Origin of the sequence: Aliirhizobium cellulosilyticum, from assembly GCF_014198105.1 — a bacterium.
Lineage (GTDB): Bacteria > Pseudomonadota > Alphaproteobacteria > Rhizobiales > Rhizobiaceae > Neorhizobium > Neorhizobium cellulosilyticum.
The window spans coordinates 97,856-124,345 of sequence record NZ_JACIGW010000005.1; the positions used below are offsets into that span (position 1 = coordinate 97,856).

Consider the following 26,490-nt stretch of genomic DNA (forward strand, 5'->3'; position numbering starts at 1 on the left):
CATCAAATGTGAACCCCACCTCTCGTAACGTTGCTCACTCATCCCTGGTATTGGCACGTTAATGAGGCATTGCTTGGCTACGAATAACGGGCATCCCTCAATCCGATCGGCCCTTGCCGCAACACGGCAGGCATTTGTCGGCGTTGCCATCTTGAGCGCCGTCAGCAACATCCTGATGCTGGTCAGCCCGCTATTCATGATGCAGGTCTATGACCGGGTCCTGACAAGCCATAGCATACCCACGCTTGCAGCTCTTTCGCTTCTCGCTGCCGGTATCTATGCCGTTCTGGCAATCATCGAGATCCTGCGCTCGAAAATCCTGCTGCAGATAGGGCGCCGCCTCGACGAGCAGTTGAACATGCCGTCGATCATGGCGACGCTTGCCGTACCTGTCGCCGGCCAGGAAGGCGCTCAATCTGCTCCGCTTCGTGATCTGGACCAGATCCGGCAGTTCATGAGCGGTCCCGGCCCGATCGCGATCGCCGATCTGCCATGGATGCCGATATTCGTCTTCCTGCTTTACCTCTTCCATCCGCTATTCGGCCTTGCCGTCGTCGGCGGTGCAATCGTCCTGTTAAGCCTGACGCTTTGCAGCGAGTTGCTGCTGAGAAAACCGAGCAGGCAGGCGGCGCAGCGGTTGGCCAGTCGCTGGGAGCTTTCCGAAGCGGGCCGCCGTAACGCAGACAGTCTGCGTGCAATGGGCATGCAGACCGGATTTGCGAAGCGGGTTGAAACGGCCCATGAGCAATATTCAGCGGAAAACCTCCGCAGCAGCAATCTGACTGCCACCTTCACCGCCATCGCGAAAATCTTCCGGCTCGCGCTTCAATCAGGCATGCTGGCGCTCGGTGCGCTCCTGGTCATCGACCAGCTCGCCTCGGCCGGCGCGATCATCGCTGCATCCGTTTTGACCTCCAAGGCGCTTGCCCCGATCGAAATGGCGACCGGACAATGGCGCAACTTCATCTCGGCTCGCCAGTCCGCTCGACGTCTGCAGGACACTTTCAACCGGATCAGGCCGGAAGCCACAGAAATGCGATTGCCCGTGCCAAGCAGGTCGCTTTCGGTGGCAGGCCTTGCCGTCGCGGCACCGGGCGATGGAAAAATGCTTGTCCAGAATGTCTCCATCAGCCTGTTTTCCGGCCAGGCCGTCGGAATAATCGGGCCGAGCGGCAGCGGAAAGTCCAGCCTCGGCCGTGCGCTGACCGGCGCCTGGCCTGCCCATAAAGGCACGATCCGGCTGGATGGCGCCGAACTCACGCAGTGGGATAGCGATAGGCTCGGACCTTCGATCGGATATCTGGCACAGAATGTCGAGCTTTTCGCCGGCACAGTCGCCGACAATATCGGGCGATTTTCGCCCTCGGCAACGCCGGAAAAGATCATGGAGGCTGCCAAGCTCGCCAATGTCCATGAGCTGATCCTTTCGCTGCCAAACGGCTACGATACGCAGGTCGGCACTGGCGCCAGCACGCTTTCGGGCGGACAGCGCCAGCGCATAGGGTTGGCGCGCGCGCTCTATGGCAATCCATTCCTCATCGTGCTCGACGAACCAAATTCCAATCTGGACGCTGAAGGCGAGGAATCGCTGACATCCGCAGTGATGGCTGCGCGGCAGAAAGGGGCAATCGTCATCGTGATCGCCCACCGCGCCAACATGCTGAAGGTCGTCGACCATGTGCTTGTGGTCAACAACGGTACCATGACCGCGTTCGGACCGCGCGACGAGGTTCTGGGAAAGCTGAAGACCAGGCCAGACGAGACCCGGAGGATCGCGTAATGGGAGCGGTATCGCAGAGCCCGGCCAACAAAGCTATCAGACGATATATGCTGCTCGCCGGGGTGACGCTTGGCGGCTTGGTGGCTGGCGCGGGCGGGTGGGCCGCGACAATGAACATCAGTGCCGCGGTGATCGGCAGCGGTGTGATCGGCGTCGAAGGCAACACGAAGAAGATCCAGCATGGTAAGGGTGGCATCGTTCGCGAGATACGCGTCAGCAACGGCGCACTGGTTCGCGCCGGCGACATAGTTTTGCGCCTCGACGGCGTGGAGGTCTCCACCACTCTGGCTGCGACGATCAAGGAAATCGATCAGCTGGACGCACGACGCTTGCGGTTGATTGCCGAGCGCGACGGTGTCGAAGAACTTATCGACCCGATGCAACAGATCGCCCGACTGGAAGACAGGCAGTTCATCGAAGGCTTGAAATCCGAGACCTCGCTGTTCAAGGCGCGACGCGAACAGATCGATAGCAAGACGGCGCAGCTGAAAGAGCAGATTGCACAGATAGAACAGCAGCGGGATGGCACACGCCAACGGCTTATTTCCAATGCGGAAGAAGCTTCGTGGAGTGAGCAGCAGGCGCAGAAGATCGAAAATCTTGCCAAGGAAGGGCTGGTACAGTTCTCACGGCTGGCGGATTCCAAGCGCATGGTCGCACAACTCAGCGGCGAGCGCAGCCAGCTTCTGTCGGATGAGGCCACGGCCGGAAAACGGATCACTGAAATCGAGCTGCAGATCGGGCAGCTCGACAAGGATCGCCGTGCCGAAGTCCTTACCGATCTACTCGACATGAACGGTAAACTTGCAAAACTCGCCGAGCAGCGGCTGGCACTCGAAGACCAGATAGAACATCTCGATATTCGCGCTCCGGTCGATGGCATCGTCCATCAGTTGGCGACACATACGATCGGCGGACTTCTCAGCCCCGGCGAAACCGCAATGAATATCGTTCCGACCCGGGACATGCTGACTGTCGACATGCGGATCAAGCCGAACGATGTCGACCAGGTTTCAATCGGACAGGCTGCACGGTTGCGCTTCTCGGCGTTCAACCAGAGAACCACGTCCGAGATCGAGGGCCGGGTTGAAAGCCTGTCGCCAGATGTCAGCGTCAACGAGCAGACCGGCGAGACCTGGTATTCCGCAAGGATCGCGATCTCGCCACAGGAACGATCAAAGCTTGGCGAGCTGGCGCTCATTCCCGGCATGCCGGTAGAAGCTTATATCAAAGCGGAGCCTCGAACTGCCCTCGCCTATATTATCAAGCCAATCAGCGACCAGATGGAACGGGCAATGCGGGAAAACTGAATTCGTCGGCGTTACTAGATGCCGGGACCTCGTGCGTTAACTGAGAATAGTCGTTTCCCCTGCACAAAGAATAATAGACTTTCCGCTAAGGCGAACGGATAGTATATCCCGTTTCATAACCATCCCTTCCACTTCTCGGCCCAAACCGGGATCACCTTTATTTCGGGGCTTCAAGATATGAAGTATAAAGGGATGCTCGAAGCATCGCTTCAGGACGCCGAGGTTACTCTTGTCGGACCAGCGCCCCGCGGCGTGGTGATCGTCTCGACCGGCGGCGTGAAAGGTGGCGGCGGCATCGGCTCCGTCACACGTATGATGACCCGATGGATAAGAGACAATCGCCGAGATATTCACGTAGAACCCATCGACCCACGGGGTGAAGGTTCGATCGCTTGGTCACCGCTCTACATTGCCGCTGGACTTGTCAAAATCCTTGCGCTCAGGCTTTCGGGAAGAGCAGACATACTTCATCTCCAGGTCTCGGAACGGATGAGTTTTCCTCGCAAGGGGATCTTCCAGATATTCGGCCGGCTGATCGGCATGCGGGTTGTGCTTCACCATCACGGGGCGGAACTGGTGCCGTTTTATCGTGAGGCCTCGCCACGGATGAAATCCCTCGTGCGCCGGATGGTTCATGGGGCAGATATCAACATCGTGCTCGGAGAGGTCTGGCGCAAACTGCTGACAGACGAGATGGATCTCGACGCTAAAAAGGTGACCGTGCGCTTCAACGCGGCGGAGAATGTCGGGGCGGGAGCGGATACCGCCGACCCATGGCATTTCCTGATCGTTGCGAACCTCTCCCCCCGCAAGGGCGTAGGCGAGTTGCTGCGGGCTGTGGCACGACTGAAGGCTGACGGTCATCCGATCCGCCTCACTCTTGCCGGCGGCGGGCAGATCGACCGCTATAAGGCAGAGGCCGAGGAACTTGGCATTACCGGGCGTGTCGACTTCACCGGCTGGGTGTCCGGCAAGGATGTACACGGGCTTTTACGCTCTCGCAGCGCGCTCGTGCTGCCGAGCTATCAGGAAGGGTTTCCGATGGCGATCATCGAATCCCTTAGTGCCGGCCTGCCGGTTATCGCGACACCCGTCGGCTCGATCGGCGAAATGATGAAGAACGGTGACGACTGCCTGCTCGTTCAACCCGGCGATGTCGACGGGCTGACTGCCGCACTGTTGACGATGGCGACCGACGCGGCCTTGCGCGACCGCCTGAAGGAAAATGGCAAGGCGCTCTATGCCCAGCATTTCGACATCGACGGCTACATGCAGCGCATGATCGCGCTTTACGGAAAGCTGCTGGCTGCCTGAAAACCACCGACCAGATCAGGACTTTTTTCACTATGGCTTTTCACATCGTCCTCAACCGCCCCATGGACCTCACCGCCATTGCCCGAAGTGCCGAAGAAGGTTTGAACCCCGGCAACTCCATGGCGGAGCTGCAGCATGAACTTGGCGCACGCGTCCATGACGGCTCGGATGTCACGCCGGACTGGCTCGACAAGAGCGTCGGCAAACTGACACGCATGTCTCCCCTCTGGTGGGCGATCGCGCGCAAGCTGCGCCGCGAAGTGCGCCCCGGTGACGCAATATTCTGCACCGGTGAAGATGTCGGCCTTCCCGTTGCAGCACTTTGCGGCGGCGCGCCCGATGTGTATGTGACGATCATGAACCATTTGGTCGACAGCAGAAAAAAGCAGCTTGCTCTCACGCTTTTGAGGGCGCGCAACAGGGTTTCGGTGTTTTTCGCCGTCTCCAAACCCCAGGTCTCGTTTCTCCGCCGCTATCTGCAACTGGGCGAGGACCGGGTCAAATTCGTCTGGGACCAGACGGATACGCAGTTTTTTACCCCCGGTCCGGTTTCGCCCGACAAGGCACGCCCCCTGGTGATGAGCGTCGGCCTGGAAAGACGCGATTACAGCACACTTGCCGCTGCCACTGCCGACCTTGATATCGACGTCAAGATCAGCGGCTATTCGGCCGACACGCGCGTGCTCTCTCGCGCATTTCCGGCGACGCTGCCGGAGAACATGACGCGCAAATTCTACTCCTGGCCGGAGTTACGCCAGCTTTATCGCGATGCCGATGTCGTGGTGGTCAGCCTATTCCCGAATACCTATGCCGCAGGGGTGCAGGGGTTTATGGAGGCCCTGTCTTCCGGACGTCCAGTTGTCGTTACCGGGACAGAGGGACTGGAGGGCTATCTGGAGGATGGCGGGCCTGTTCGTCTTGTCGCGCCGGGTGATACCATCGCAATGAAGAAAGCGATCACCGACCTGATAGCAGAGGCAGCGAACGCCCCTTCCATCTCCGGCCAGGCGAGAAGTCTGGCACAGGAGCGCCATAGCTGTGAGGGCTATGTTTCGACGATAGCCTCGACACTCCGTGCGCTCACGGTCGGCGCGGAGAAACGCTAAAACACGTCGCGATCTTTCAGATTCGCGTGCCGTGCTTTAACTCTTTACTTGCGCATGTCTTTATCCCGAAAGCTGCGACACTTTCAGGAGACATGCTGTCGGATCCGTGTCGGCAGGCGATCCACTTATTTCGCGGGAACAAACGGCAGGCCAAAAAGGGCGCGCATCAGCGTGACCAGTCGTTTGGTCTGTTTTCTACGCAAAGAACGAATGACATTACGACCGATATCGAGGACCACGAAGGGCAGCGAAATCCTGGAATATCGCGCGCAAAACCGAAGCTGGTTACGGATCATGTAATATTCGGACAAAGGCGATGATTGCCCTTCGGTGTCGTGCGTGCCTATCGATGCGCCGACCTTGTGATAAACCACGGACCTGGGTGCATACCCCAACCGGAACCGCCCTTTCGCACGCGTCGCCCACTCGATTTCCTCCCAATAGAGGAAATAGTCTTCCTTCATCAGACCGACCTGCTCGAGAAAAGTCCTGCTGACGAACATGGAAGCGCCGTTCACATAGGTCATTTCCGCCTCGACGGCTGTGGCATCGATCGGATCGTCGCGTTTGGCGAAAGCACCGAGTGCAAAGGCCCAGCCACGCAGTGGCCTGAATTTGGACCCACCCCATGTCTGGATCGTATCGCGCTGTCCCGCATAAACAAGCGTCGACCCGCAGATACCGATCTCGGGGTCAGCCTCCATCCGCTTGCACAACCAGGTCAGAGCGTCCGGCTCGACTTCAGTGTCATTGTTGATAACCCAGAAATAATCGCAGCCGTCCTTCAAAGCGCAGCGCATGCCGACATTGTTGCCGAAAGCATATCCGCCGTTTCGCCCAGTCTGAAGGAGCGTCAAACTGTTTTTGCCGTCGACTTCGGGAATGCTGCCGGTATCGACGCTGGACGGCAGGGCGAACAGATCACGCAGCTCAAAAGCCGTTCTGCCAGATGCTTCGCGAAGCATGTTCAAGCGATCGAGGGACAGACCAATCCAATCCCGTATCTGGCGCACCGAATTGTCGGAGGATGCATTATCACAGACGTAGATGTGCAAATTCTCGTTCTCAAGTCCGATCAGGCTCTCGATGCAAGCATTCGTATCGGACCAACCATTCCAGTTCAAAACGACGACAGCAAGTTTTGTCATAAGATATCCATTGAGCTATTCCCCAGTATTACCATGAGAGAATAAATTGTCTCGAAATAAGTCCCGTGATTGTTAATTCCGAACGGCATCAATGGATGCGATAAACGTGGATAGGCTTTCCAAAAGACGCTAAAACGCGCTTGCTCGGGTAATTAAACCTTATAGGCGGTGTCTCTCACAGCCTTCTTATGCTTATATGCCTTGCCGAAAGCCGCCAGATACCATCATCATGAGCCGAAACGAGAACTTGCGATTTCCTTTCCCGGTTGCGCCAAGCGCTATTTTATAGACAAGTAATTCAACACAGAACGGAATTCTGCCATGCTCATATCGGTGCAATATGCTCGCGCAGTAGCCGCTCTACTTGTGGTTACCGGGCATGTTTCCGGTTTTTCGGCATTTCAGGCTGCTTCCACGACCCATTTCGGCGGCGTTGGTGTCGATATATTCTTTGTCATCAGCGGCTTCATCATGTGGGAGACATCGAAGGATCAGTCCCCAGCTGATTTCCTCCGTCGACGCATAGCGAGGATCGTCCCACCCTATTGGTTCTATACGACACTGCTTGTGCTCATGGCGCTTGCTGCTCCAGCATTCACGCCGAATATAGAACTGAGCACGAAGGCATTGCTCGGCAGCTATTTCTTCATTCCGTATACGGATCACCGTGGCTTGATGAACCCAATCCTGCTGCAGGGATGGACGCTCAATCTCGAAATGTATTTCTACATCGCTTTCGCGTTCAGCCTATTTCTTGCAGATCGCCGAGCACGCTTTCTCGCCGTTTCGGCCTTCTTCGCGATTGCAATACTGATCGGTCTTTTCGCTGACAGTTCATGGGCGGCCGTCAGCCGCTTTACCAGTACAATTCTTCTCGAATTCGTCATGGGAATGGCAGTTTCAGCGATATGGCAGCGCTGGAAGATCAGCTTTTCGGCTGCATTGACAATCTTGCTGCTCAGCGTAGCAGCTCTTCTCTACGCAGAGATCAGACTGCAGAATTCCGGCATCAACTTCATCGTCTTTGGTATTCCCGCTGCTTTTTTCCTGCTGGGATTGCTGAACATGGAAACGTCCCTGGCAAAACGGCCACTACCCTGGCTGGTCGCAACAGGCGATGCATCATATTCACTTTATCTGGTGCACCCATTCATACTGAGCGCAGTTCACATCATCTTTCAGCGCTGGCTGCAAAACTATCTGGGATCGGATAGCATGATCTTGGCCATCACCTTCGCCCTGACCGCAATAGTCACTTCCGTAATCATCAGCTATCTTTCCTATATGTTGCTGGAAAAGCCTGCAGGGCGATTTGTACTCAAGCAACTTTCCGGAGGTCGGAACATTGAGCGGAAGCGCAAAATGGCTACGGTCTGAGGCGGTTGTTCAAGCCGCTGGCCTGTTTCAATTGGCTGCAATATTAAATTGATACACTCGTCCAAATGCGACCACCCCTCACAAATATACAACAAGGATAGGTAGTATATATTTACCATCTTCGGGCGTTTCCCGACATAAAACCGCGTAAATTCCCAAATAAAGACCAGATAGATAAAATTCTAAATTTTATTTTTTCCTGAAAGTGAAAGCGGATCCGTAAAACACCCCCATACTTAAAAGGGGTATCGATGATGGATCTTGGTATTAATCTTTGGGGAGCAGACTGGGTCTTCGATGGCACCTACATGGTGCCAACCACATCGCAGATCGACTATTTCGCTTCTAAGGGTTTCACAAACATCCGCCTGCCCTTCAACTGGGAGACGATGCAGAGTTCGCTTGATGGCCCCCTCAACGCTGATCTTCTCAAAAGCATCCATCAGGTCGTCGACTATGCGGCTTCCCAAGGCATCAGCGTCATCCTGGACGTTCATAATTATGGAAGATACAACGACCAGCTGATTGGCAGCCCGGAGGTCCCGGTCTCGTCATTCGTCGACCTGTGGAGCAAGATCGCCAGCGAATTTGCGGATGACAGCAACGTTCGCTTCGGGCTGATGAACGAGCCGCAACAGGAGAATGCCAGCGACTGGCTTTCCATCAGCAACGCTGCGATCGCCGCCATTCGCGAGACCGGCGCCACCCAGCAAGTGCTGGTGCCGGGTATCGGCTGGACCGGCGCGTGGAGTTGGACGAGCGGCGACAACGCCAAGATCATCGGCGCCGAGGGCGCCATCGTCGACCCCGCCAACAACTACGCAATCGAGGTCCATCAGTATCTCGACGACACTTCCGGCCAGCATGAGTGGGTCGTTTCGGCAGATATCGGCGTGGAACGACTGACTGCCATTACCGAATGGGCACGTGCAAACGGCGTTTCGCTTTATCTCGGCGAATTCGGCGTAGCGGACAATCCGCAGGCGCTCGAAGCACTCGACAAGATGATGGCTTATCTGCAGGCCAATGACGACGTCTGGACCTCCGCATCCTACTGGGTCGCGGGAATGGCGAACCCGACATATATCTACACTGTACAGCCTGACCTCGGTGTTCTGGACGTACCTCAAATGGACGTGCTGGAAAAATATACCGGTGCGGTCGTTACAGAGACGGTCCTCAAGGATGGGACCGTCCGTCACGATGTCTATGCCCAGGATGGCAAAACAGTCACGCTCAGCGACGTCCTCACCAAGAACGGCGAGCTTTTGTCTCGCAGCATTTTCGATGCCGATGGCAACCTGAGCTCAAAAGCGGTCATTGCGGTCGATGGAGGCATAACCGTTACCGTTTACGGCGAGGCTGGCAAGGCCTACCCGGCGACCGAAACGGTCTACAATTCCGATCACGAACACATTCAGGAAAGCGTCACCGATGCGGCCGGCATCACGATCGAAAAGCTCTATGAGCCCGGTGCCCATGAAGCCTATCAGGAGACCAGCTATCACGCGGATGGCAGCCTGAATTATGTAACCGAGCATATCGACGGAAAGCATATAAGCGAGACTTACGAAAATGGCGTTCTGACCAAGATCGAGGTCTATAACAGCTCATGGACGCTCGTCAGCCGCGACAGTTTCGATGCCTCCGGAAACCTGACCGGGCGGCAGGTCGACAACGCAGACGGCAGTCACGACCTTTCAACCTTCAACGCCAAGACCGGCATTATCCAATCCGTGACGGAATATGCGGCGAACTGGACGGTTTCGGGTACGACGAGCTACGATTCCAAGGGATATCCAACGCGGCAGGTTTCCTACGAAGCCGATGGCAGCCGGACGATTACCTCCTACAAAAGTGGAAGCGATGCGCTGTCGCAGTCGCAACATCTGACTGCGGAAGGAAAGCTCGCCTCGCTCACGACCTATAGCGAGGCCGGACAGACGACGAGCACATATGCGCCACCGGGTTCCGCGCTCGTGGATTCCACCGTCGTCATCGAAAATGGCGTGGTGGTTTCATCGGTCCAATATGCCTATGACGCCAAGGGGCTCATCACTACGGTCGAGCATGTCGAGGCAGACGGCAGCCGGACGATCGAGAACTATGACGACACGCACCAGACCAACCCCGTTTCCACCACCGCTTACGATGCATCATGGAAGCTGATCAGCGTCACCTATTTCGACGAGAATGGTCGGGTTAGCGTCATCAACGCTGCCGGAGACAATGGCGTCAATACGCTGACGAGTTTCGTTGCCGGCACCAATGCCGTTTCGCAGGTCGAGGTCTATGTCGACTGGAAGCTGCAGTCTCGCACCAATTACGACGAGAACGGTTCTATCTCGAAAATCCAGACGGATCATGGCCAAGGCACGCATGAAGTTCAGACCTTCACGCCTGAACAGCAGGATCATCCAACATCCACGACCCTCTATGATGCGTCATGGAAGCTCGTCAGCGTCAGCTACTTCGATGAACTCGGCCACACGACTGTTGTGAACGTCGCTGGCGAGAACGGCCTCAACACCCTCACGAGTTTCGTTCCAGGTACCGACGACATCAAACAGGTCGAAGTCTATGTCGATTGGAAGCTGCAGTCCCGCACCGATTATGACGCGGATGGCAAGATTTCGAAGATCCAGACGGATAACGATGACGGAACGCACGAGGTTCAGGTTTTCACAGCCGAGCAGCAGGGTCATCCGTCATCGACCAGCCTCTATGATGCCTCCTGGAAGCTGGTCGCGTACACCACGTTCGACAGTCATTCCAATGACGGTGCCGGTTCAATGAGCTTCCTGGTGGCCGGCGACAGCGTCGATGCCGCCTATTTCGAAAGCGCAGCGGCGGGCGACGAAACCTCCCCCCACACATATGCCTTTGCACTCGACGATCAGGCCGGTGCGAATTTCGGCGACGAAACCTTCTCTTTCGCGGAGGCCGGTTATGCTGATGAGGTCTTTTCCACCGCTAACCATATATTTAACGCCTTCGACGACACTACTGTCGTATCCCCGCATTATGATTTAGTGTAGTCGTGATATGCGAGCCTGAAGACTGAAGAGGGTGCCTCATCCTTTCCGTGTTATTGGGACCATTGAAATATATTCACGATTTTAATCTCGGGGCACGCCAAATATGACTGGCAGACTGCATCTTTCACCTGCGGAATGGCCAGCACGCTCCGGAAATGTCCCCTCTCTCGACGGCGTACGTGGATGCAGCATATTGCTGGTCCTGATTGGCCACATGCTGCTTCCTTCAAGCCTTGTCGGAATAAGCGCGATCGGTCTGAAGGTCTTCTTCGTACTCAGCGGCTTCCTGATCACAAGACTGCTGCTGGCCGAGAACAAGAATTCGGGCGGTATCAGCCTCAAAAACTTCTACATCCGCCGAGTGCTGCGCCTCTATCCCGTCCTCATCGTCTATGTCTGCGTCACCGCGACCACCATGATGCTTCGCGGACAGCCTGTCGTTCCAGTCGAAGTCGCATCGGTCTTTTTCTACTTCGTGAACTATCTGATTATCCACTACGATCATATGGGTTACCCGCTGACGCTGCCCGTCGGGATACTCTGGTCGCTATCGGTGGAAGAGCACTTCTATCTTTTTGCTCCGCTCGCACTGGTTCTGATGCGGGGTGAGGCCAAGAAAATGCTGATGCTGGCTTTGGCGATCTGCGTGATCGCGCTCTGCCTGCGGCTCATCTATGCCTATAACGAGCCGGGCATCGTCAATACGCTCGAACTATACCAGCGCTCAGAAACAAGGTTCGATTCCATCGCCTTCGGCGCGATCCTTGCCTGCCTGCCGGAGTTTGACTGGGGCCGCCGCCTGATCACGTTCATGACCAGAAGGTCCGTGTTCTTCGTCTCGGTGGCCATCATGCTGGCAACCTTTGCCCTTCGCGACAGCTATTTCCAGAATACGTGGCGGTTTACCTTCCAAGGCCTTGCGCTCATGCCGATCCTGGCATCGGTTATCTTCGCCAAGCCGGTTCCGCTTTTCAACCGCGTCCTCAATCTTCCGGTTATGATCTGGGTCGGGGCTTTGAGCTATTCGCTTTATGTGTGGCATGGAGCCGTCGTTTTCTTCTTTTCGGCCTGGCTCGAATTGCTACCCCACGCAATCATTTCTTGGGTTGAATTCGCGATCGCCTTCGTTTTTGCCATCCTGTCCTATTATCTGCTCGAGAAGCCCATCATGGGGCTTCGCAAGCGGTTCGGACATCGGATCGCTCCGGTGGAGGCCACACCGTCACGCCTCCAGACTTCCGTGCAGACGAGTTCTGCCGCGAGCCCAAGCTGATCAGGCGCCGCACGGGTTTCTCCTTCCCACCCTGCCCTAATTTCAAGACATTGAAGATCGCAGCGATATAAACCCAAGTCGAATTGAACCCTATTGCCGAGGACCTGCATGCCTGAGATTTGCCTGATGACCAAGGCCTGGAGATCAGGTGCCGCATGGGTTGCCCAGATGCTGGCTCAAGCGATTGCCGAGCAAGGTGCAACCATCGCCTTCGTCGCGCCACTTGCAGATCCCGCTGAACGTGATCCCAGACACCCTAATCTTACCCGCATCGCCCAGCCACGCGAACTAGTGGGAGATCACCCGAAGATCAAGAGGATCGTCGCGTCCCTCTCCCGCATCGGGCTCAGCGTCTTTTCCGTCCTGAAGCTCAGGTTCACCACACGCAATTTCATCTTCACAATTCCTGAGCCGCTGCTCTTCACGCTGCCGATGCTTGCAATCCTGCGCCTGACGGGCGCGAAAGTGATCTTCATTGTGCACGATGCGCAACCACACGCCTGGGCACTTCCCAAAGCACTTCGCGGGATCGAACGCGGCGCCCATGCGCTATCATATCGTCTGTCGACGATGCTGGTTACTCTGACGCCGGCGGCAAGAGACGCGCTAATCCAAGATTTCGGCATTCGCGACAGCAAAATTCACGTGATCCCGCACGGTCCATTTACCGTCGGCAAGGCAACACCGCTTCCCGGCTCCGGCAGGTTGCTCATCTTCGGTTCGCTGAGGCGGAACAAAAGCGTGCTTGAGGTCATTCGGGGGGTCGCTCTGGCGCGTCGTGCCGGATCGGATGTAACCCTTGTGCTTGCAGGCGAGCCGCTTAAACAGGAGCCTGGCTACTGGGACGAATGCCTTGCGGCCATCGCCGAAGACCCTGCTGGCTTCGATGTCCGAGAAGGTTTCCTGCCGGATGAAGCGCTTCCCAATCTCATCGCGACAGTCGACTGCTTCATGCTCGCCTATCAGAATTTCAACTCCCAGAGCGGCGTCGGAGTTCTGGCCGCACTTGCGGCAAGACCAGTGATCGGCACGAGATCAGGCGGTCTCGATGAGCTTTTCGAGCGAGGGCTCGCCGGCCAGCTGATACAGGATGCGGTGACACCCGAAAGCATTGCCGCGGCTATCATCGAGTTCCGCCGCGAAGACCTCAGCGCATGGCGACGGAAAGCCGAAGATGGCGCCATCAAGGTCGCTGACACGCTTCGCTGGGATACTATCGCCGACGATTACATAGCACTCTGCCGCAAATCCTGAACGGGTTTGCCCAACGAGATGCCTGTCTCTGGCATACCATATACCGGGCAGGAACAGGTCGTTGTTTACCATCAATATATTGCAAGCGCGGAACAAACGCGCATCCATTGATTGTGACCGTCAATTACATTATGACTTACTAATAAAAATACGGGAGGCATCAATGGCGGTGTTTCACCTCGAAAGAGCATCCGCTAACGGCAATAAAAAGAAAGCAGGATCGAATTTGCACGGGTGGCCACAGCGGCTTAGTGCGGCGATCATGGTTCCCCTTGTCATTGGGCTTATTATATTGAAGCCGACATGGTTTGAGCCAGACGAGTAGCATCTCGCAAATTCGGCTCCACGTATTGGCCCGGTCCGAATTGATACCATTAGCAACCGTTCGCTAAAATTCGAGCATTGCACTTAAACAGACAGAAAATCGCAGGTGGTACACCCTTGAGAAGGCGGGATCAGATAACGATCCCAGGTACTTTTCGTCGGAGAGCATCATGCTTGCCAAGACTGTTCTGGCTGCTTTGCTGATATCATCGGCCCTCGGTGTGGGTAGCGCTTTCGCCGGCCCTGCCGCGGGACTTGCGCGCCCTTTGCGCAGCGCGCCTCCCAGCCAGTTTATCACTGCGACAAAGTTTACCCTGGCACCCTTCGCTTTTGTGCGCTTCTGCAAGGACAATAGTGGAAGCTGCGATGCAGGCCGCGGCGATGCGGAAGTCACATTGACCCCTGCGTTACGGGCCGAACTGCTGCGCATCAACTCCACGGTGAACAGAACGATCATCGCGCAGAATGACGATGACGGCGACGACGTGTGGGCACAGGACGTCACGGCGGGCGACTGCGAAGACTTTGCGCTGACAAAACGTCATCAGCTGATCAAGGCCGGATGGCCGACCAGAAGCCTTCGTATCGCAGTTGCGAAAACCCGTGCCGGAGAAGGCCATGCCGTACTTGTCGTTCGCACATCCGAGGGGGATCTGGTGCTCGACAACCGGAGCTCGGCGGTCAGGGCCTGGAACCAGACGGATCTGAAATGGATCAAGATCCAGTCCGGTGACAATCCTCGCCTGTGGTACGACATCTGACGCCTTCAACGTCCATTCGGATTCGCTCGCAAGGTCTTGGCGGGCTGTTTTCACGCCTGCACTCATCTCGTAACGGATTGCAAGTTTCGGGCAGGCCCTTCAGTTTTTGACCCAGTCGCGCCTGCTGAGCAGGCTTCAGACCGGCTTCCTCGGAACAACACACTGGGGCTGCACGTCGTTGATGACGCGCTGAACCGCCTGTGAAGGCGGAGCCAGAAAACGACGCATATCGTTGCCACTGGCAGAACATATCGCCCGGACATCATTGGCAATAATTTCGCCGACGAGTTGCAGGCTTGCCTCCGTGAGATGTCCATAAAAAGCGTAACGCGCAGCCAGAACCTGTGGCTCCGCCGGTGCGTATAGCTGGGAATTGTTCAGAAACTGAAGCATTTCGCCCGGCTGTTCGCCGGTCGCCTGATGCAATCTGGCCAACTTAAGCCAGAAGTCCCCATTCGTAGGTAAACAACCCAGTGCGTGGCGACCAAAGGCTTCGGCGCGCTCCATGGCCATCACCCAGCTATCATAACCGGTATCCTGGTTTTCAGTATCAAGCTCCGCCAGCAAAATGGTGTAACCGCTTTTGACGAATATCCCCTGACAGATGCCGGCTTCCCTTACACCCTCCGCAACAGGAACCAGCTCCCTGACCGCCTGTGTTGCCGTTGGCGTGCCGCTTTCAAGGCGGTGAGCCATCGGCAAAAGCGCACCGAAGCGGACAAAACGCGAGATCTGTGTCGCGGAAAGCCACAAGACAAAGATCGACAGCGCGAGGAGGATGCCGACAAGCGCAGGGCTTCTTCCACGATGCATGTGGTTTAATTAGACTCGTGATAATAGCGGGAGTAGCGGGAGTAGTAGTAATCGTTGGAGCCATAGTCGTGGTACAGCTTCAATCGATCCTGATCGACTTTGTTGAGGATCACACCGATGCATTTGTCCCGTACCTGCGGATTTGCATTTAGGACTTCGATCGCAACCCGGCGCGCCGTCGCGCCCCATTCCGCCACGAAGATGAAGCCATCGATGCGATCTGCAATTGCGCGCGCATCCACGACAGGGCCGAGCGGCGGCAAATCGACAACAATATAATCGTACTGTTCGCTCACCTTCTTCAGCAGCCCTCGCATGCCTGACGAAGCCAGCAGTTCGGAAGAGTGCGGCGTTCTCTGGCGCACTACGGCCGGCAATACCGACAGGCCGGTTGCATCGTCGCTCAAGAGCAGGCGATCGAGGTCCTGACCGTCCAGCAGCGCTTCCAGCAAGCCTGCTTCGGCATGCCGTGCAATGGCTCGCGTAGTACCCGGATTGCGAAGGTCAGCATCGATCAGAAGCGTTTTGCTGCCCTGGCGAGCAAGAAGTTCGGCGAAGTTGATCGAGATCGCAGACTTTCCTTCGGCCGGCAGTGACGACACGATGCCGATCACCTTGCAGGGCTTATCCGAAAAACGAAGATCAGCGGCAATCTTTGCGCTTCTGAGAGTTTCGGCAAACGGTGACAACGGGTGCTCAACCACATAAGTCACGAGCGGGCTTGTTTTCTGAATGAGCCCCGGCTTTTGCTGGACGCCGCTCTTGGCAGGGTTTGCTGCATTCGGAACAAGCGGCGTCATACCTAGGAATTCAAGGCCCAGGTAATCCTGGACCTGTTTTCCGGTACGGAAAAACCGGTCCCGATATTCCCTCCAGCCTCCGACGCCCGCACCTGCAGCGGCCCCCAGAAGGAAGAAAAGTGCAAGAGTGAGAGGCTTCTTCGGATGGCTGGGGCCTGGCGGCGGCACTGCATTGGTAATAATGCGCGCTTCGGTAACAGGGAAAGACTGTTGCTGGATTGCTTCCTGATACCGCTGAAGGAAAGTCTGATACAGATTCTTGTAGGTCTCTGCCTCGCGCTCGAGTTCACGCAGCTGAACCTGGGTCAGGTTGGCGGTCGCGCTCACGCCCGTGGCCTGGCTGACTGATTGCGTCAGGCTTTTCTCGCGCGCAACGGCAACGTCGAGATCGCTCTTGTAGCTCTCGGCGATACGATTGAGTTCAGCGAACATCTGCCGCTGATATTCGGCCATTTCGCTACGCAGGCGAGCAGCCTGAATGTGGTTCGAACCCAGCCGGTCGGAAATTTCCGTCTCACGCTTGGATGCAGCAAGATATTTCTGCCGCAGTTCATTGGCGACGGGATTGTCGAGCAGGTCGGTCACCATTGCATCGGACTGGCCCGATGCAATGATACTCTCGATGCGCTCAAGGCGTGCCTGCGCCTTGGACGTATCGGACTGAGCGACGATCAATGCGCTGTTCAATTCCGACAACTGCTGATCGGACATCAGCACGCTGCCAGCAGCAACGAGTCCATGCTCGCCACGGAATTTCTGAACCGCGAGATCGGAGTCCAGTGCCTTCTGGCGCAGTTCCGCAATGCGATCCTGCAACCAATCACTTGCACGACGCGTCGCATCATATTTCGAATTCAGCTTGTCTACGAGATAAGAGTCACCGATCGCGTTCGCGACGCGCGCTGCCATATCCGCAGATGGAGACCTGTAGCTTACTTCCAGAACGTAGGTGCGATCCACCCTCATCACACTCATATTGGCAAGGACCGCATCAGCGGCCGCACGGCGCTTTTCCTCGCTTGTCGGGATTTCAGCCGGTTTGGACCCAAGCCAACCGGTCACCGTTACCAGCGACCGCACTGTTCCCATGATCGTCTGTATCAACGAGGGTCTTGCGGTCATGAATGTCGGATCATTCGACAGATCGAGCTTGTCCACCACGGTCAGAGCCACGGTATCCGACATCAGCAACTCAACTTGGCTGAGGACAGTCGGCTCGTCATCGGTAACACCGCCGATGGTGGAAAGCTGCTGGACGACCTCGCTGTTACCACGGTCGATCAGAATCTTCGTGCTAGCAGTGTAAAGCGGCACGGCGGTGATGATGTTCACGACGCCGAGAGCGAGCGCCACAGCAATGCAGACGGCAACAACCAACCATTGCCGGCGGACTATTGCGAAAATCGCCTCGAAGTCTATGCCACGGGGCGAATTATCGTCATCCGTGTCGTCAACCCGCCAGTTTCTCTGAAAGTCCCGGTTATGGAGCTGCAATTGACGACCTCGATGTGGGATAGCTTAGCAGTTCGGAGTGGAGCAGCTTATCTCGCCGTTATAAGTAACGTTTCGCAGACTGAACGTCTGCACGGTCGTCGGCGTTGAAGTCGAGCCGTCACCGGAAGTGCCGGCACCACCGTCGGAGGCCCCTCCTCCGCCGATCGCAGATGCGCCGCCGGCCGCCGCAGCACCGCCACCAGCGCCTCCGCCGAGCGCCGCGGTCTGTGTTTCATTCAGACCTGAAGTAAATGCAGTCTCAAGCCCGGCCACTTCCACATCGGCAATTGCGGCCTGGATCTGGGCAACATATTCAGGATCGGCCGCAACGCATGAACGAGCCACGCGCGCGAGACCGGCGCCGATCGCGGCGGCCTGGGATGGGCTGGCCTGCTTGGCAAGAGCCAGAAGCGGCGCGAGCGCATCGGCGCTGGAACCGGCAAGAGAGCGCACCTGGCTGGAAAGGGTGAGGCCACCTGATGGAAACTGGGTCAGCAATGCATCAGGAGCATCGAGAAAGGCCTGAATATCGGCGTTCGGCAGCTTGGCCGGCTCAACGAAACAACCTGCAGCCGGAGCGCTTGTCTGAGCGCTGGCGCCCGCGACTCCAAATACTACCGAGATAATCGCACCTGCAGCGGCGACTTTAGTGATGTTATTGATATAACGAGCACGCATTATACTTCTCCACCTTAGGCACTTCGACTGCAGCTTTTGCACGGATACATGCCACGATCAAGTTAAAGGTTAAGCCAAAGTTAATAACGATAGAAACCCAATATTTACGTCAGTTTAGGTCCCGAATAGCATCACGCGTGGATACTGCGTCGGACGTTACGCCGGAAGCAGTCGACGTGACAGAATTCAGGATTTCCAGGAACTTCAGGACTTCCACGGAGTCGGAGTTCGATACGTAGATGACGTCCTTGTCCTGCATCGGGAACTTCTGTACCGCGAAGAACGCAGCGGGATCACGAAGATTGGCGCGGAAGATGACAGGAACGGTGTCCCCCGCAAACTTCGCCGTATCTACACCGAGCTTGGACAGGAAGCTCTTTTCCACAGTGCGATAGAGCATCAACTGAGCCGGGTTAGCCCGTGCATCAAGAAGCCCGCCGGCCTTGCCGAGGGCTTCACCCAAAGTCAGATTCGACTCCTCGAAATCGAAGCGACCATTCAGGCCGGATGCACCGAAGGCCAGATAGGTACGACGCTCGCGATCAACGAGGATCGTGTCGCCGGGAGCAACATAGATATTTTCAGACGGCGTCGCCACGAGATGATCGTACTGTACGGTCGCAGATTTACCACGCCGCTGCAGCGTCACATATGTTTCGACGCCCGGCGCGCTCAAGCCACCGGCTTCCGAAAGGACGTCGAGAATGCGTTCGCCAGCTTCCGTAAGCTCGATCTTCGACGGAGTGCGAACGTCGCCGAGAACGGCAACCTGTGCCGAACGGCTTTCAACCTTCGTTATGACTACCTGTGGCTCGATCGCGCGGTTAGCGAGAACGTCTTCAATGTCACGCTGGACATCTTCAACAGCACGACCAGAAGCACGAACACGGCCAGCATAAGGAACGCTCAACGTGCCATCGCGGTCGATCGTCTGCTGCGGAAGCGTTACATAATTGCCGGGACGGCTGCCTGCGTCGTTGGGGATGAACAAACCGCCAGATTGCGATTCAAAAATGGAAACCTGAACGATGTCACCAACACCGAGAGGCAGGCTCGGAGCGCCACCACGCCCACCACCGAAGCCACCAACGAGCGAGGTGGTGGTTGCCGACTGGACAAAATTCAGGACGGTCTTGTTGAGATCGACCAAAGCATAGTCGATGCCAACAGCCTGCGGTTTTTTCGCAGAGGTTACCCTCGCCGTCGCCTGCGCCTCGACATCTTTCACTGCCGGGCCGGAGCTCGGCAAGGATGTGCAACTCGTCAATGCCGTCGTCGACATGATGAAGAAAGTAGCGGCGGCTTTGATTTTCACTTTTTATCCCCTGGAACCCGTCGCCAATATGCATGAACCAGCAGCTCTGGCCAGACCGGTTGCCCGACCAAATTGAAACAAGTAGTTCTTGCCGACGAGCTGTTGCGCCCTCGCAACATATTACAAATACACGAATAACGAATGGTTACACTTAAGTTAATCCCGCACAACAACTGGGCGATGAAATGTTCAAAAGCTTAGTTAACAGGCATCACCTTCATTCCTGATCGCAGCAGCAACCGATTTTCTGCCAGTAACTCAGCGGGAAAAACACAGCGAAATAACAGTCCTCAATTTTCGACAAGAAAAACCAAGGATTGACATTTCCACCCTTCACAACCATCGCGGACATCATGCCGATGATGATTTTCCTGGCGGGTTCAGGCTGATTGTTACGAGTGGCGCCAGCAGGACCGCGACAATGACAGCCATTCCCGAGATCTGCAGTGAAAAGTCGAAGGCTGAATGGATGGCGACAAGTAAAAGAGCAGAAAGGCCGATCTCTGGCCCAAAGCGCAGCCCACGCCGCTGCCGCAAGCCGATCCAGAAAAAGCGGAGCAACATCAGAAATGCCACCATCGCCATCATCACAAACATCAGGCCGAATGTAAAAATTCCCTCCAGATAGAAGTTATGCGCCCGGCTCCAGATACCATAGAGGCCACAAGCCGGATCGCGGTAACCGGGAAAAACATCCTCAAAGCTTGCAAGGCCCGCCCCCCAGGGAAATTGGTTGGCGACTGCAGACAAGATGCCCGGCATGACGCAGTAACGGCTATCGCCAACCCCTTGCGTCTCGGCCCGCAACAATGTTCTGCCGCCGAAAATCTGAAGTACGAACAACAAGATCAGCAAGATGGCGACCAATTGGAGGCTGCGCTTCAGCCACGGCGCGATGCGCGGTGCGGAAAACGGCCGTCCTACTCTTTGTCTTTTAGACCGGCGGAACAGCCGGAGTACAAGGAGGCAGGTTATTGCAACGAGGCAGGAAAGAAGACCAGCGCGAGATTTAGTCAACATGAGCGCAATCAGCGAGGTCGAAAACCACAGCCCATAACCAAGCGCTCGCCACTTGCTGTCGCGGTACCACCAGCGCCGCAAATCGGCAAAACCGATCCCCGGATCACCTAGCGCGTGAAGAAGCAAGGCGAGGTTCAGCAGGAGGATCAGACCAAAGTAGGTGGCGGCGGTATTTCGATTGACGAAAAAGCCGGTGAGGCTATCCAGATAGGCAATCTTGGGCCAGAAAAGCAAGGCACCCGGCGCAATCTCGAATTGGAGGATAGACAGGACAGAAACGATCCCACCCGATACCGCAAGGGCTTTGACAGCTCCGACTGCACGATCATCAGTGTCGAACAACAGTAAGGCGAGCACAAATATCCCGAGCGGCAGAGCGATCCGCAAGGCAGATGGCCAGTCGTCTCCCGGCGTAAGCGATATGCTGGCGCTGACGGAGGGCGAAATGCCGGCAACATCCTGCCACGCAGGCTGTGCGAACAGAACTGAAGGCAGGGGCGTCACCTGTAGCGCAACCCACGCAAAAGCCATGATGATGAGAACCAGAGCCGAAACCAAGGCAACCCTGGTTCGCTCCGATATGCCGTTTATGATCGACACAACGGCGATCATCGAGAAGACTGGCACGACCATTAGCGCGACCGTCTGGATCTCGACGGCACCGTAATTCAGGAGCCCGATCACGATCGGCCCCCAGAATAGCAAGACCAGCATGTAGCGCAGCCCCTTGATGCCGGTTCGTTCCAGCGAAAGTTCCGACATCATCCCCTTCAGGCCCCTTCGCCCTGTGCCCGGTCGCTTTCGCAATAGACATCAAGACAGCTCATAAGCTCCCGCACCCGCCAGCAGTGTCGAAATCAGCATCCATACTGTCGGCCACGGCTACAGACGTGAGCTTGTATCGAATACGTCGATGTAACGAAAGCATAAACGACAGTAGAGCAAAGCATTTTTTATACACTTAAAAAACCCGTGCGCATCACCATGCAAGCCGAAAGCAGCTGCAACGAGCCATCTTGGTGATGGTGATAAAAGCACCACGCAGTCCTTTGCGATCCTCCTGTAAGAAATTCGGCCGGCCGAGTGAGACTGCCCGATCTGCTCAGCCTCAAGAACTCGCCGACGAAACATGCCGACCTGTCGCCGAACTCGCCCTCCCGCCCGAGCTGCCAGTCGAAAGGGTCGATCAGGAACGCTCATCCACAGGCAGGTAGTATTGTTTCAATGCACATTCCCGAAACGGCGCGTCTGGCGCCAGCCGCAATTAAAGGAACATCAACCATATAATTTGACAGCGTTTTAACCATCGCCAAAGCCGAGGCATGATCAGAATCATGACAAGGCGTTTTAAAAACTATCTCCTGGTTTTCAGTATCTCGCTGGCGATGTGGGCACTCGTCATCGGGTTCATATTTTACATGTGGTAACGCGACACCTTCCGGACAATAACGCCAAAGTTGCACCATTTCCCGCCCAGCGTTATTGCAAATTCACACAACAACTCCCGAAAACAAAGGCGTACGGACGGCATAGGCGCACGCAAACCGCGCATCCAGGAGAGAGATGGATGCGCCCTGACCCACTATAAACAGGCACGGATCAACCGATATTACTTGGGATTGTTCACTTAAGTGCAGCCCACACGCGTGCATATACATCGCAACGGGCATCGTATTTAACCTTTTTTTAATTTCTTCGCTGACAGCGCGATAGTTGTGCGCTATTAGATCAATATAAAGTTGATCCATAATATACTTTTGCGGTGAATCCGGTGAATATCCTACAGTTGGACGGACCCGAAACATTATCTCCCAATAGCGCGGCATCGCAATTGGGGTTGAACCAGCTACGGACCAGGATTTACTGGCATTTCGTGGCCAAAAGGCTCATCGACATCATAGTTTCGGCCAATGCTCTGGTAATTCTGGCACCTGTGCTGCTGACTGTCTGCCTACTCATCAAGATTGAGAGCAAAGGTCCGGTTTCCTTCAGGCAGAACCGATGGGGCAAAGATTGCAAGCTTATCAGAATCTATAAATTCCGCTCCATGTATATCGAACAATGCGACCACTCAGGAGTTGCGCAGACCGTTCGGGATGATCCACGCATCACCAGAGTGGGGCGGGTCATCCGGCGCCTGAATATCGACGAACTGCCACAATTGCTGAACGTGCTGAAGGGGGACATGTCGCTTGTCGGCCCTCGCTGCCACGCTGTCGGGATGCTTGCGGCCGGCATACCCTATGAAGAACTCGTGCCGGACTATCACGATCGGCACACAATGCGCCCCGGCATGACCGGCCTTGCCCAGATGCGCGGCCTCAGAGGACCGACCGATCGTGCCTCCAAGGCAAGGGCGCGCATTGCCTGCGACCTCCACTATGTCCAGAATTTCTCTCTGTGGATGGATATCTCAATCATGGCGGGAACGGTCTACTCCGAAATCAAAGGCGGCAACGGGTTTTGAGCATGGCCTGGCGCGCAACTGTGCTAAGCCATAATCGCCCCATGCGCATTATCATCCGCTTTGCGAAGCAAGTTTCAGGCTGAATCGGCTGACGGTGGGTATTCTGCTGATAACCGTCGCAGAGTTCAGGCGTTAAATATATTTTCTGAAAGTCGGGCAAAATCTTAGCGTATCGTCTAAGTATACGAAGCTTACAATATGATGGATTGGCAATGAAATTCGGCACGAGCGGACTGAGAGGCCTGGTTACCGATCTCGAAGGTCGTGCATCAGCACTTTATGCGCAGGCATTCGCGACCCATCTGATCAGAAGCGGGCTTGCGAAGACCGGAGATCATATTCTGGTTGGACGTGACTTCCGCCCTTCCAGTCCGTCCATCGCCGCAACCTGCATAGGTGCGCTGGAGCGCGCGGGACTGGTCCCACTCGATTGCGGAGCGCTGCCGACACCGGCACTTGCCCTTTACGGACTTGAGATTGGCGCCGCTTCGCTGATGATCACCGGTTCCCATATTCCGGCCGATCGTAACGGCATCAAGTTCTATCGCGCCGACGGCGAAATCGACAAACAGGACGAATTGCAGATCTCGGCGATCGCCGCCGAACTGGGTGATGCCGAGATCGATGCAACGCCTGGCACGGCAGCCGACAGAAGCGAAGCTGCGAATGCGCTGTTTGCCAAGCGTGTCTTATCCATCCTGCCGGCCGGCGCGCTCACCGGACTAAAAATCGGCGTCTATCAGCATTCGACCGTCGCACGCGACCTGCTGGTCGAAGCGATCCGGCACTACGGAGCCGAGGTTGTCGAACTCGGGTTTTCGGAGGATTTCATTCCGGTCGATACCGAGGCGGTTTCACCTGAGACGATCGCGTCGCTGCGCCAATGGGTTCGGGAACATGGTCTGGACGCGATCGTTTCAGCCGATGGCGACGGAGACCGCCCTCTCCTGTCCGATGAAACCGGCGAGCCGGTGCGCGGCGACCTGCTCGGATTGATCTCCTCCCTCTTCCTCGGCGCAGACGTTGTCGTGACACCGGTCACGTCCAATTCCGGCATCGAGGCGAACGGCAGCTTCCGCGTGGTTCGCACGCGGGTGGGCTCTCCCTTCGTCATTGCCGGCATGAGCGAGGCACTGGCCGCGGGGCGCGAGAAGGTCATGGGGTTCGAGGCCAATGGCGGCCTGCTGACCGCCTCCACCTTCTCCCTGTCGAGCGGATCAATCCGCCCGCTGCCGACACGCGACAGCTTTCTTCCCATATTGGGGCCTCTCTGGCTTGCCGCGCAAAAGAAACTGCGCCTTTCGCAACTGGCAGAGGATTTCCGGATGCCGGTTGCCATGGCGGACCGGCTGGAAAATTTTCCGATCGAGACGAGTTCCGCACTGATGGAATATCTCAGGCAATCGGACAAAAACCTTGAGACTTTCCTGTCGTCGCTCGGCAAAGTTTCAAAGCAAAGCGATATCGACGGTTTGAGGGTCACCCTTGAGGACGGCCGCATCATCCATCTGCGTCCATCGGGCAATGCACCCGAAATGCGTTGCTATGTCGAGGCGCGGACGGAAGAGGCTGCTGCGGCGCTGCTTGAAGATGGCCTGGCGCTGATCCGGCGCTTTGCGACCGAACGCAAGATTTAAAGACAATTCCGGCACTGAACACAGAACGGCACAAGGCGGGGCAAGCATGACTGACAAGATCATTCCGGTAATCATGGCGGGTGGCAAGGGAACACGTCTTTGGCCGCTTTCGCGTGCGAGCGCGCCAAAACAGTTCATCCAGTTCACCGATGATCTCAGCCTGTTCCAGAAGACGTTGGAGCGCATTTCCGACAGCAGCCACTACGAGGCGCCTGTCGTCATCACCAACGAGGATTTCCGCTTTCTCGTGGCCGAACAGGCCCGCGAACTGGACATCAAGCTCTCCGGCGTGCTGCTGGAGCCGACTGCGCGCAATACGGCACCGGCCGTCGCTGCTGCCGCCGCCTTCGTGATGAAGAAATTCGGAGATGACGCCATCATCCAGGTTCTTGCTTCCGATCATGAGATCGTCTCCGGCGAAAGCTATCAGGAAGCGATCGACATCGCATTCAAGACTGCCAAGGCCGACAAGCTCGTCACCTTCGGCATCATGCCGACCGAGCCGGCAACCGGTTACGGTTATATCGAAGTCGGCAAGGATCTTGGCGATGGCGCCAAGGCTGTGAAACGCTTCGTCGAGAAGCCGGATGCAGACAAGGCCGCCGCCATGCTCTCCGCCGGCGGCTTCCTGTGGAACTCGGGCATCTTTATGTTCGGTGCCGCACAGGTTCTCTCCGAAATGCAGAAATATGCACCGGCTGTGGCCGATGCGGCGGCTGCATCCGTTGCCAAGGCGCAGAACGATCTCGACTTCGTGCGGCTCGATGCCGAAGCCTTTGGCAAGGCGACCGACATTTCCATCGACTACGCAATCATGGAAAAGACGGCCAATGCTGCGGTCGTCCCCTCCTCCTTCTCCTGGTCCGACATGGGAAGCTGGGATGCGGTATGGAAGCTCGGTAAGCAGGATACCGACGGCAACGTCGCGCTCGGCAATGCCACGGTGGTCAACACCCGCAATTCGCTCGTCATGTCGCGCACCAGCCATCTCGCAGTTCAGGGATTGGATGGCGTTGCCGTTATCGCCAGCGAGGACGCCGTCTATGTCGGCAAGCTGGACGAGAGCCAGAGTGTCGGCTCGCTGGTCAAGCTTCTGGGATCGACCAAGGGCACTGCAGCACTGACCCAGACCCATCCGACCTCCTATCGCCCCTGGGGTGGATATACGTCGATCCTCAACGGTGACCGGTTCCAAGTGAAGCGGCTGTTCGTCACACCGGGCAAGAAGCTGTCGCTGCAGAAGCATCATCATCGGTCCGAACACTGGATCTGCGTCAAGGGGACGGCGGAAGTCACGGTCGGCGACGAGATCAAGATCGTGCGCGAAAACGAGTCGGTTTACATTCCGCAGGGTGAAGTCCACCGCCTCGCCAATCCCGGCAAGATCATGCTCGAAATGATCGAGGTGCAGACCGGTTCCTATCTGGGGGAAGACGACATCATCCGCATTGTCGATGAGTTCGGACGCGGGTAATAGCTGCCCTAACAAGAAGCGTAGCCGGTATTTGTGTTGCCGGACGCGATGTCATCGATCTGTCGGCGAAAAGTCTTACCGATCGATTGGCATAATTTGATAGGAAG

At 56.3% G+C, this 26,490-nt stretch carries 18 protein-coding genes; 12 read left to right on the plus strand and 6 right to left on the minus strand.

Annotation, left to right across the window (positions count from 1 at the left end):
- Nucleotides 1-73 precede the first annotated feature (73 nt).
- From GGE33_RS19810 to GGE33_RS19825, 4 genes are all read left to right on the plus strand, one after another.
- Nucleotides 74-1,780 carry a type I secretion system permease/ATPase gene (locus GGE33_RS19810; RefSeq protein ID WP_246436294.1) on the plus strand — a complete coding sequence of 569 codons (1,707 nt, stop codon included), beginning with the start codon at nucleotides 74-76 and terminating at the stop codon, nucleotides 1,778-1,780.
- A complete protein-coding gene (locus GGE33_RS19815) occupies nucleotides 1,780-3,090 on the plus strand; it encodes an HlyD family type I secretion periplasmic adaptor subunit (RefSeq protein ID WP_183826967.1) in 1,311 nt (436 codons plus the stop codon). Before GGE33_RS19810 ends, GGE33_RS19815 begins: the two co-directional genes overlap by 1 nt.
- 177 nt (nucleotides 3,091-3,267) lie before the next feature.
- Complete coding sequence (locus GGE33_RS19820; RefSeq protein ID WP_183826970.1) at nucleotides 3,268-4,404, plus strand: glycosyltransferase family 4 protein; 1,137 nt, start codon at nucleotides 3,268-3,270, stop codon at nucleotides 4,402-4,404.
- Nucleotides 4,405-4,436: 32 nt separating this feature from the next.
- Nucleotides 4,437-5,510 (plus strand): glycosyltransferase family 4 protein, encoded by a 1,074-nt coding sequence (locus GGE33_RS19825; protein WP_210303790.1) that lies wholly within the window; start codon nucleotides 4,437-4,439, stop codon nucleotides 5,508-5,510.
- A 125-nt stretch (nucleotides 5,511-5,635) separates the two neighbouring features.
- Here GGE33_RS19825 and GGE33_RS19830 read toward each other — a convergent pair whose 3' ends face one another.
- Nucleotides 5,636-6,658 carry a glycosyltransferase family 2 protein gene (locus GGE33_RS19830; protein ID WP_183826973.1) on the minus strand — a complete coding sequence of 341 codons (1,023 nt, stop codon included), beginning with the start codon at nucleotides 6,656-6,658 and terminating at the stop codon, nucleotides 5,636-5,638.
- Nucleotides 6,659-6,979: 321 nt separating this feature from the next.
- On the opposite strand from GGE33_RS19830, the gene GGE33_RS19835 reads away from it, so the two are divergent.
- The 5 genes from GGE33_RS19835 (at nucleotide 6,980) to GGE33_RS19855 (ending at nucleotide 14,685) form a co-directional block, all read left to right on the plus strand.
- Entirely contained in the window at nucleotides 6,980-8,035 is a 1,056-nt protein-coding gene (locus tag GGE33_RS19835; protein ID WP_183826976.1) for an acyltransferase family protein, read from the plus strand.
- Between the two features lie 251 nt (nucleotides 8,036-8,286).
- Nucleotides 8,287-11,073, plus strand: a complete 2,787-nt coding sequence (locus tag GGE33_RS19840; protein WP_183833780.1) for a glycoside hydrolase family 5 protein — start codon at nucleotides 8,287-8,289, stop codon at nucleotides 11,071-11,073.
- A 103-nt stretch (nucleotides 11,074-11,176) separates the two neighbouring features.
- Nucleotides 11,177-12,346: an acyltransferase family protein gene (locus tag GGE33_RS19845; RefSeq protein WP_281388843.1), complete on the plus strand. Its 1,170-nt coding sequence runs from the start codon at nucleotides 11,177-11,179 to the stop codon at nucleotides 12,344-12,346.
- A gap of 108 nt (nucleotides 12,347-12,454) precedes the next feature.
- Complete coding sequence (locus tag GGE33_RS19850) at nucleotides 12,455-13,600, plus strand: glycosyltransferase family 4 protein (RefSeq protein WP_183826985.1); 1,146 nt, start codon at nucleotides 12,455-12,457, stop codon at nucleotides 13,598-13,600.
- Between the two features lie 494 nt (nucleotides 13,601-14,094).
- On the plus strand, nucleotides 14,095-14,685 hold the full coding sequence (locus GGE33_RS19855; protein WP_148147943.1) for a transglutaminase-like cysteine peptidase: 591 nt from the start codon (nucleotides 14,095-14,097) through the stop codon (nucleotides 14,683-14,685).
- 135 nt (nucleotides 14,686-14,820) lie between these two features.
- Here GGE33_RS19855 and GGE33_RS19860 read toward each other — a convergent pair whose 3' ends face one another.
- From GGE33_RS19860 to GGE33_RS19880, 5 genes are all read right to left on the minus strand, one after another.
- Nucleotides 14,821-15,438: a hypothetical protein gene (locus GGE33_RS19860; protein ID WP_183826988.1), complete on the minus strand. Its 618-nt coding sequence runs from the start codon at nucleotides 15,436-15,438 to the stop codon at nucleotides 14,821-14,823.
- A 65-nt stretch (nucleotides 15,439-15,503) separates the two neighbouring features.
- Nucleotides 15,504-17,717: a polysaccharide biosynthesis tyrosine autokinase gene (locus GGE33_RS19865; protein ID WP_183827487.1), complete on the minus strand. Its 2,214-nt coding sequence runs from the start codon at nucleotides 17,715-17,717 to the stop codon at nucleotides 15,504-15,506.
- Nucleotides 17,718-17,816: 99 nt separating this feature from the next.
- A complete protein-coding gene (locus tag GGE33_RS19870; RefSeq protein ID WP_183826992.1) occupies nucleotides 17,817-18,470 on the minus strand; it encodes a hypothetical protein in 654 nt (217 codons plus the stop codon).
- A 109-nt stretch (nucleotides 18,471-18,579) separates the two neighbouring features.
- Nucleotides 18,580-19,785 (minus strand): polysaccharide biosynthesis/export family protein, encoded by a 1,206-nt coding sequence (locus tag GGE33_RS19875; protein ID WP_455423530.1) that lies wholly within the window; start codon nucleotides 19,783-19,785, stop codon nucleotides 18,580-18,582.
- A 351-nt stretch (nucleotides 19,786-20,136) separates the two neighbouring features.
- Complete coding sequence (locus GGE33_RS19880; RefSeq protein WP_183826995.1) at nucleotides 20,137-21,363, minus strand: O-antigen ligase family protein; 1,227 nt, start codon at nucleotides 21,361-21,363, stop codon at nucleotides 20,137-20,139.
- 1,273 nt (nucleotides 21,364-22,636) lie between these two features.
- Here GGE33_RS19880 and GGE33_RS19885 point away from each other — a divergent pair.
- From GGE33_RS19885 to GGE33_RS19895, 3 genes are all read left to right on the plus strand, one after another.
- Nucleotides 22,637-23,272, plus strand: a complete 636-nt coding sequence (locus GGE33_RS19885) for a sugar transferase (RefSeq protein ID WP_246436328.1) — start codon at nucleotides 22,637-22,639, stop codon at nucleotides 23,270-23,272.
- 212 nt (nucleotides 23,273-23,484) lie between these two features.
- Nucleotides 23,485-24,909 carry a phosphomannomutase gene (locus tag GGE33_RS19890; protein WP_183826997.1) on the plus strand — a complete coding sequence of 475 codons (1,425 nt, stop codon included), beginning with the start codon at nucleotides 23,485-23,487 and terminating at the stop codon, nucleotides 24,907-24,909.
- 46 nt (nucleotides 24,910-24,955) lie between these two features.
- Complete coding sequence (locus GGE33_RS19895; protein ID WP_183827000.1) at nucleotides 24,956-26,383, plus strand: mannose-1-phosphate guanylyltransferase/mannose-6-phosphate isomerase; 1,428 nt, start codon at nucleotides 24,956-24,958, stop codon at nucleotides 26,381-26,383.
- The last annotated feature ends 107 nt before the right edge of the window (nucleotides 26,384-26,490 follow it).

What these genes read in the sequence shown, in the direction of transcription:
- GGE33_RS19820 (WP_183826970.1), top strand. Translation starts at nt 3,268, where the DNA reads ATGAAGTATAAAGGGATGCTCGAAGCATCGCTTCAGGACGCCGAGGTT.
- GGE33_RS19830 (WP_183826973.1), bottom strand. Translation starts at nt 6,658, where the DNA reads ATGACAAAACTTGCTGTCGTCGTTTTGAACTGGAATGGTTGGTCCGAT.
- GGE33_RS19850 (WP_183826985.1), top strand. Translation starts at nt 12,455, where the DNA reads ATGCCTGAGATTTGCCTGATGACCAAGGCCTGGAGATCAGGTGCCGCA.
- GGE33_RS19815 (WP_183826967.1), top strand. Translation starts at nt 1,780, where the DNA reads ATGGGAGCGGTATCGCAGAGCCCGGCCAACAAAGCTATCAGACGATAT.
- GGE33_RS19825 (WP_210303790.1), top strand. Translation starts at nt 4,437, where the DNA reads ATGGCTTTTCACATCGTCCTCAACCGCCCCATGGACCTCACCGCCATT.
- GGE33_RS19870 (WP_183826992.1), bottom strand. Translation starts at nt 18,470, where the DNA reads ATGCGTGCTCGTTATATCAATAACATCACTAAAGTCGCCGCTGCAGGT.
- GGE33_RS19835 (WP_183826976.1), top strand. Translation starts at nt 6,980, where the DNA reads ATGCTCATATCGGTGCAATATGCTCGCGCAGTAGCCGCTCTACTTGTG.
- GGE33_RS19855 (WP_148147943.1), top strand. Translation starts at nt 14,095, where the DNA reads ATGCTTGCCAAGACTGTTCTGGCTGCTTTGCTGATATCATCGGCCCTC.
- GGE33_RS19840 (WP_183833780.1), top strand. Translation starts at nt 8,287, where the DNA reads ATGATGGATCTTGGTATTAATCTTTGGGGAGCAGACTGGGTCTTCGAT.
- GGE33_RS19890 (WP_183826997.1), top strand. Translation starts at nt 23,485, where the DNA reads ATGAAATTCGGCACGAGCGGACTGAGAGGCCTGGTTACCGATCTCGAA.
- GGE33_RS19845 (WP_281388843.1), top strand. Translation starts at nt 11,177, where the DNA reads ATGACTGGCAGACTGCATCTTTCACCTGCGGAATGGCCAGCACGCTCC.
- GGE33_RS19895 (WP_183827000.1), top strand. Translation starts at nt 24,956, where the DNA reads ATGACTGACAAGATCATTCCGGTAATCATGGCGGGTGGCAAGGGAACA.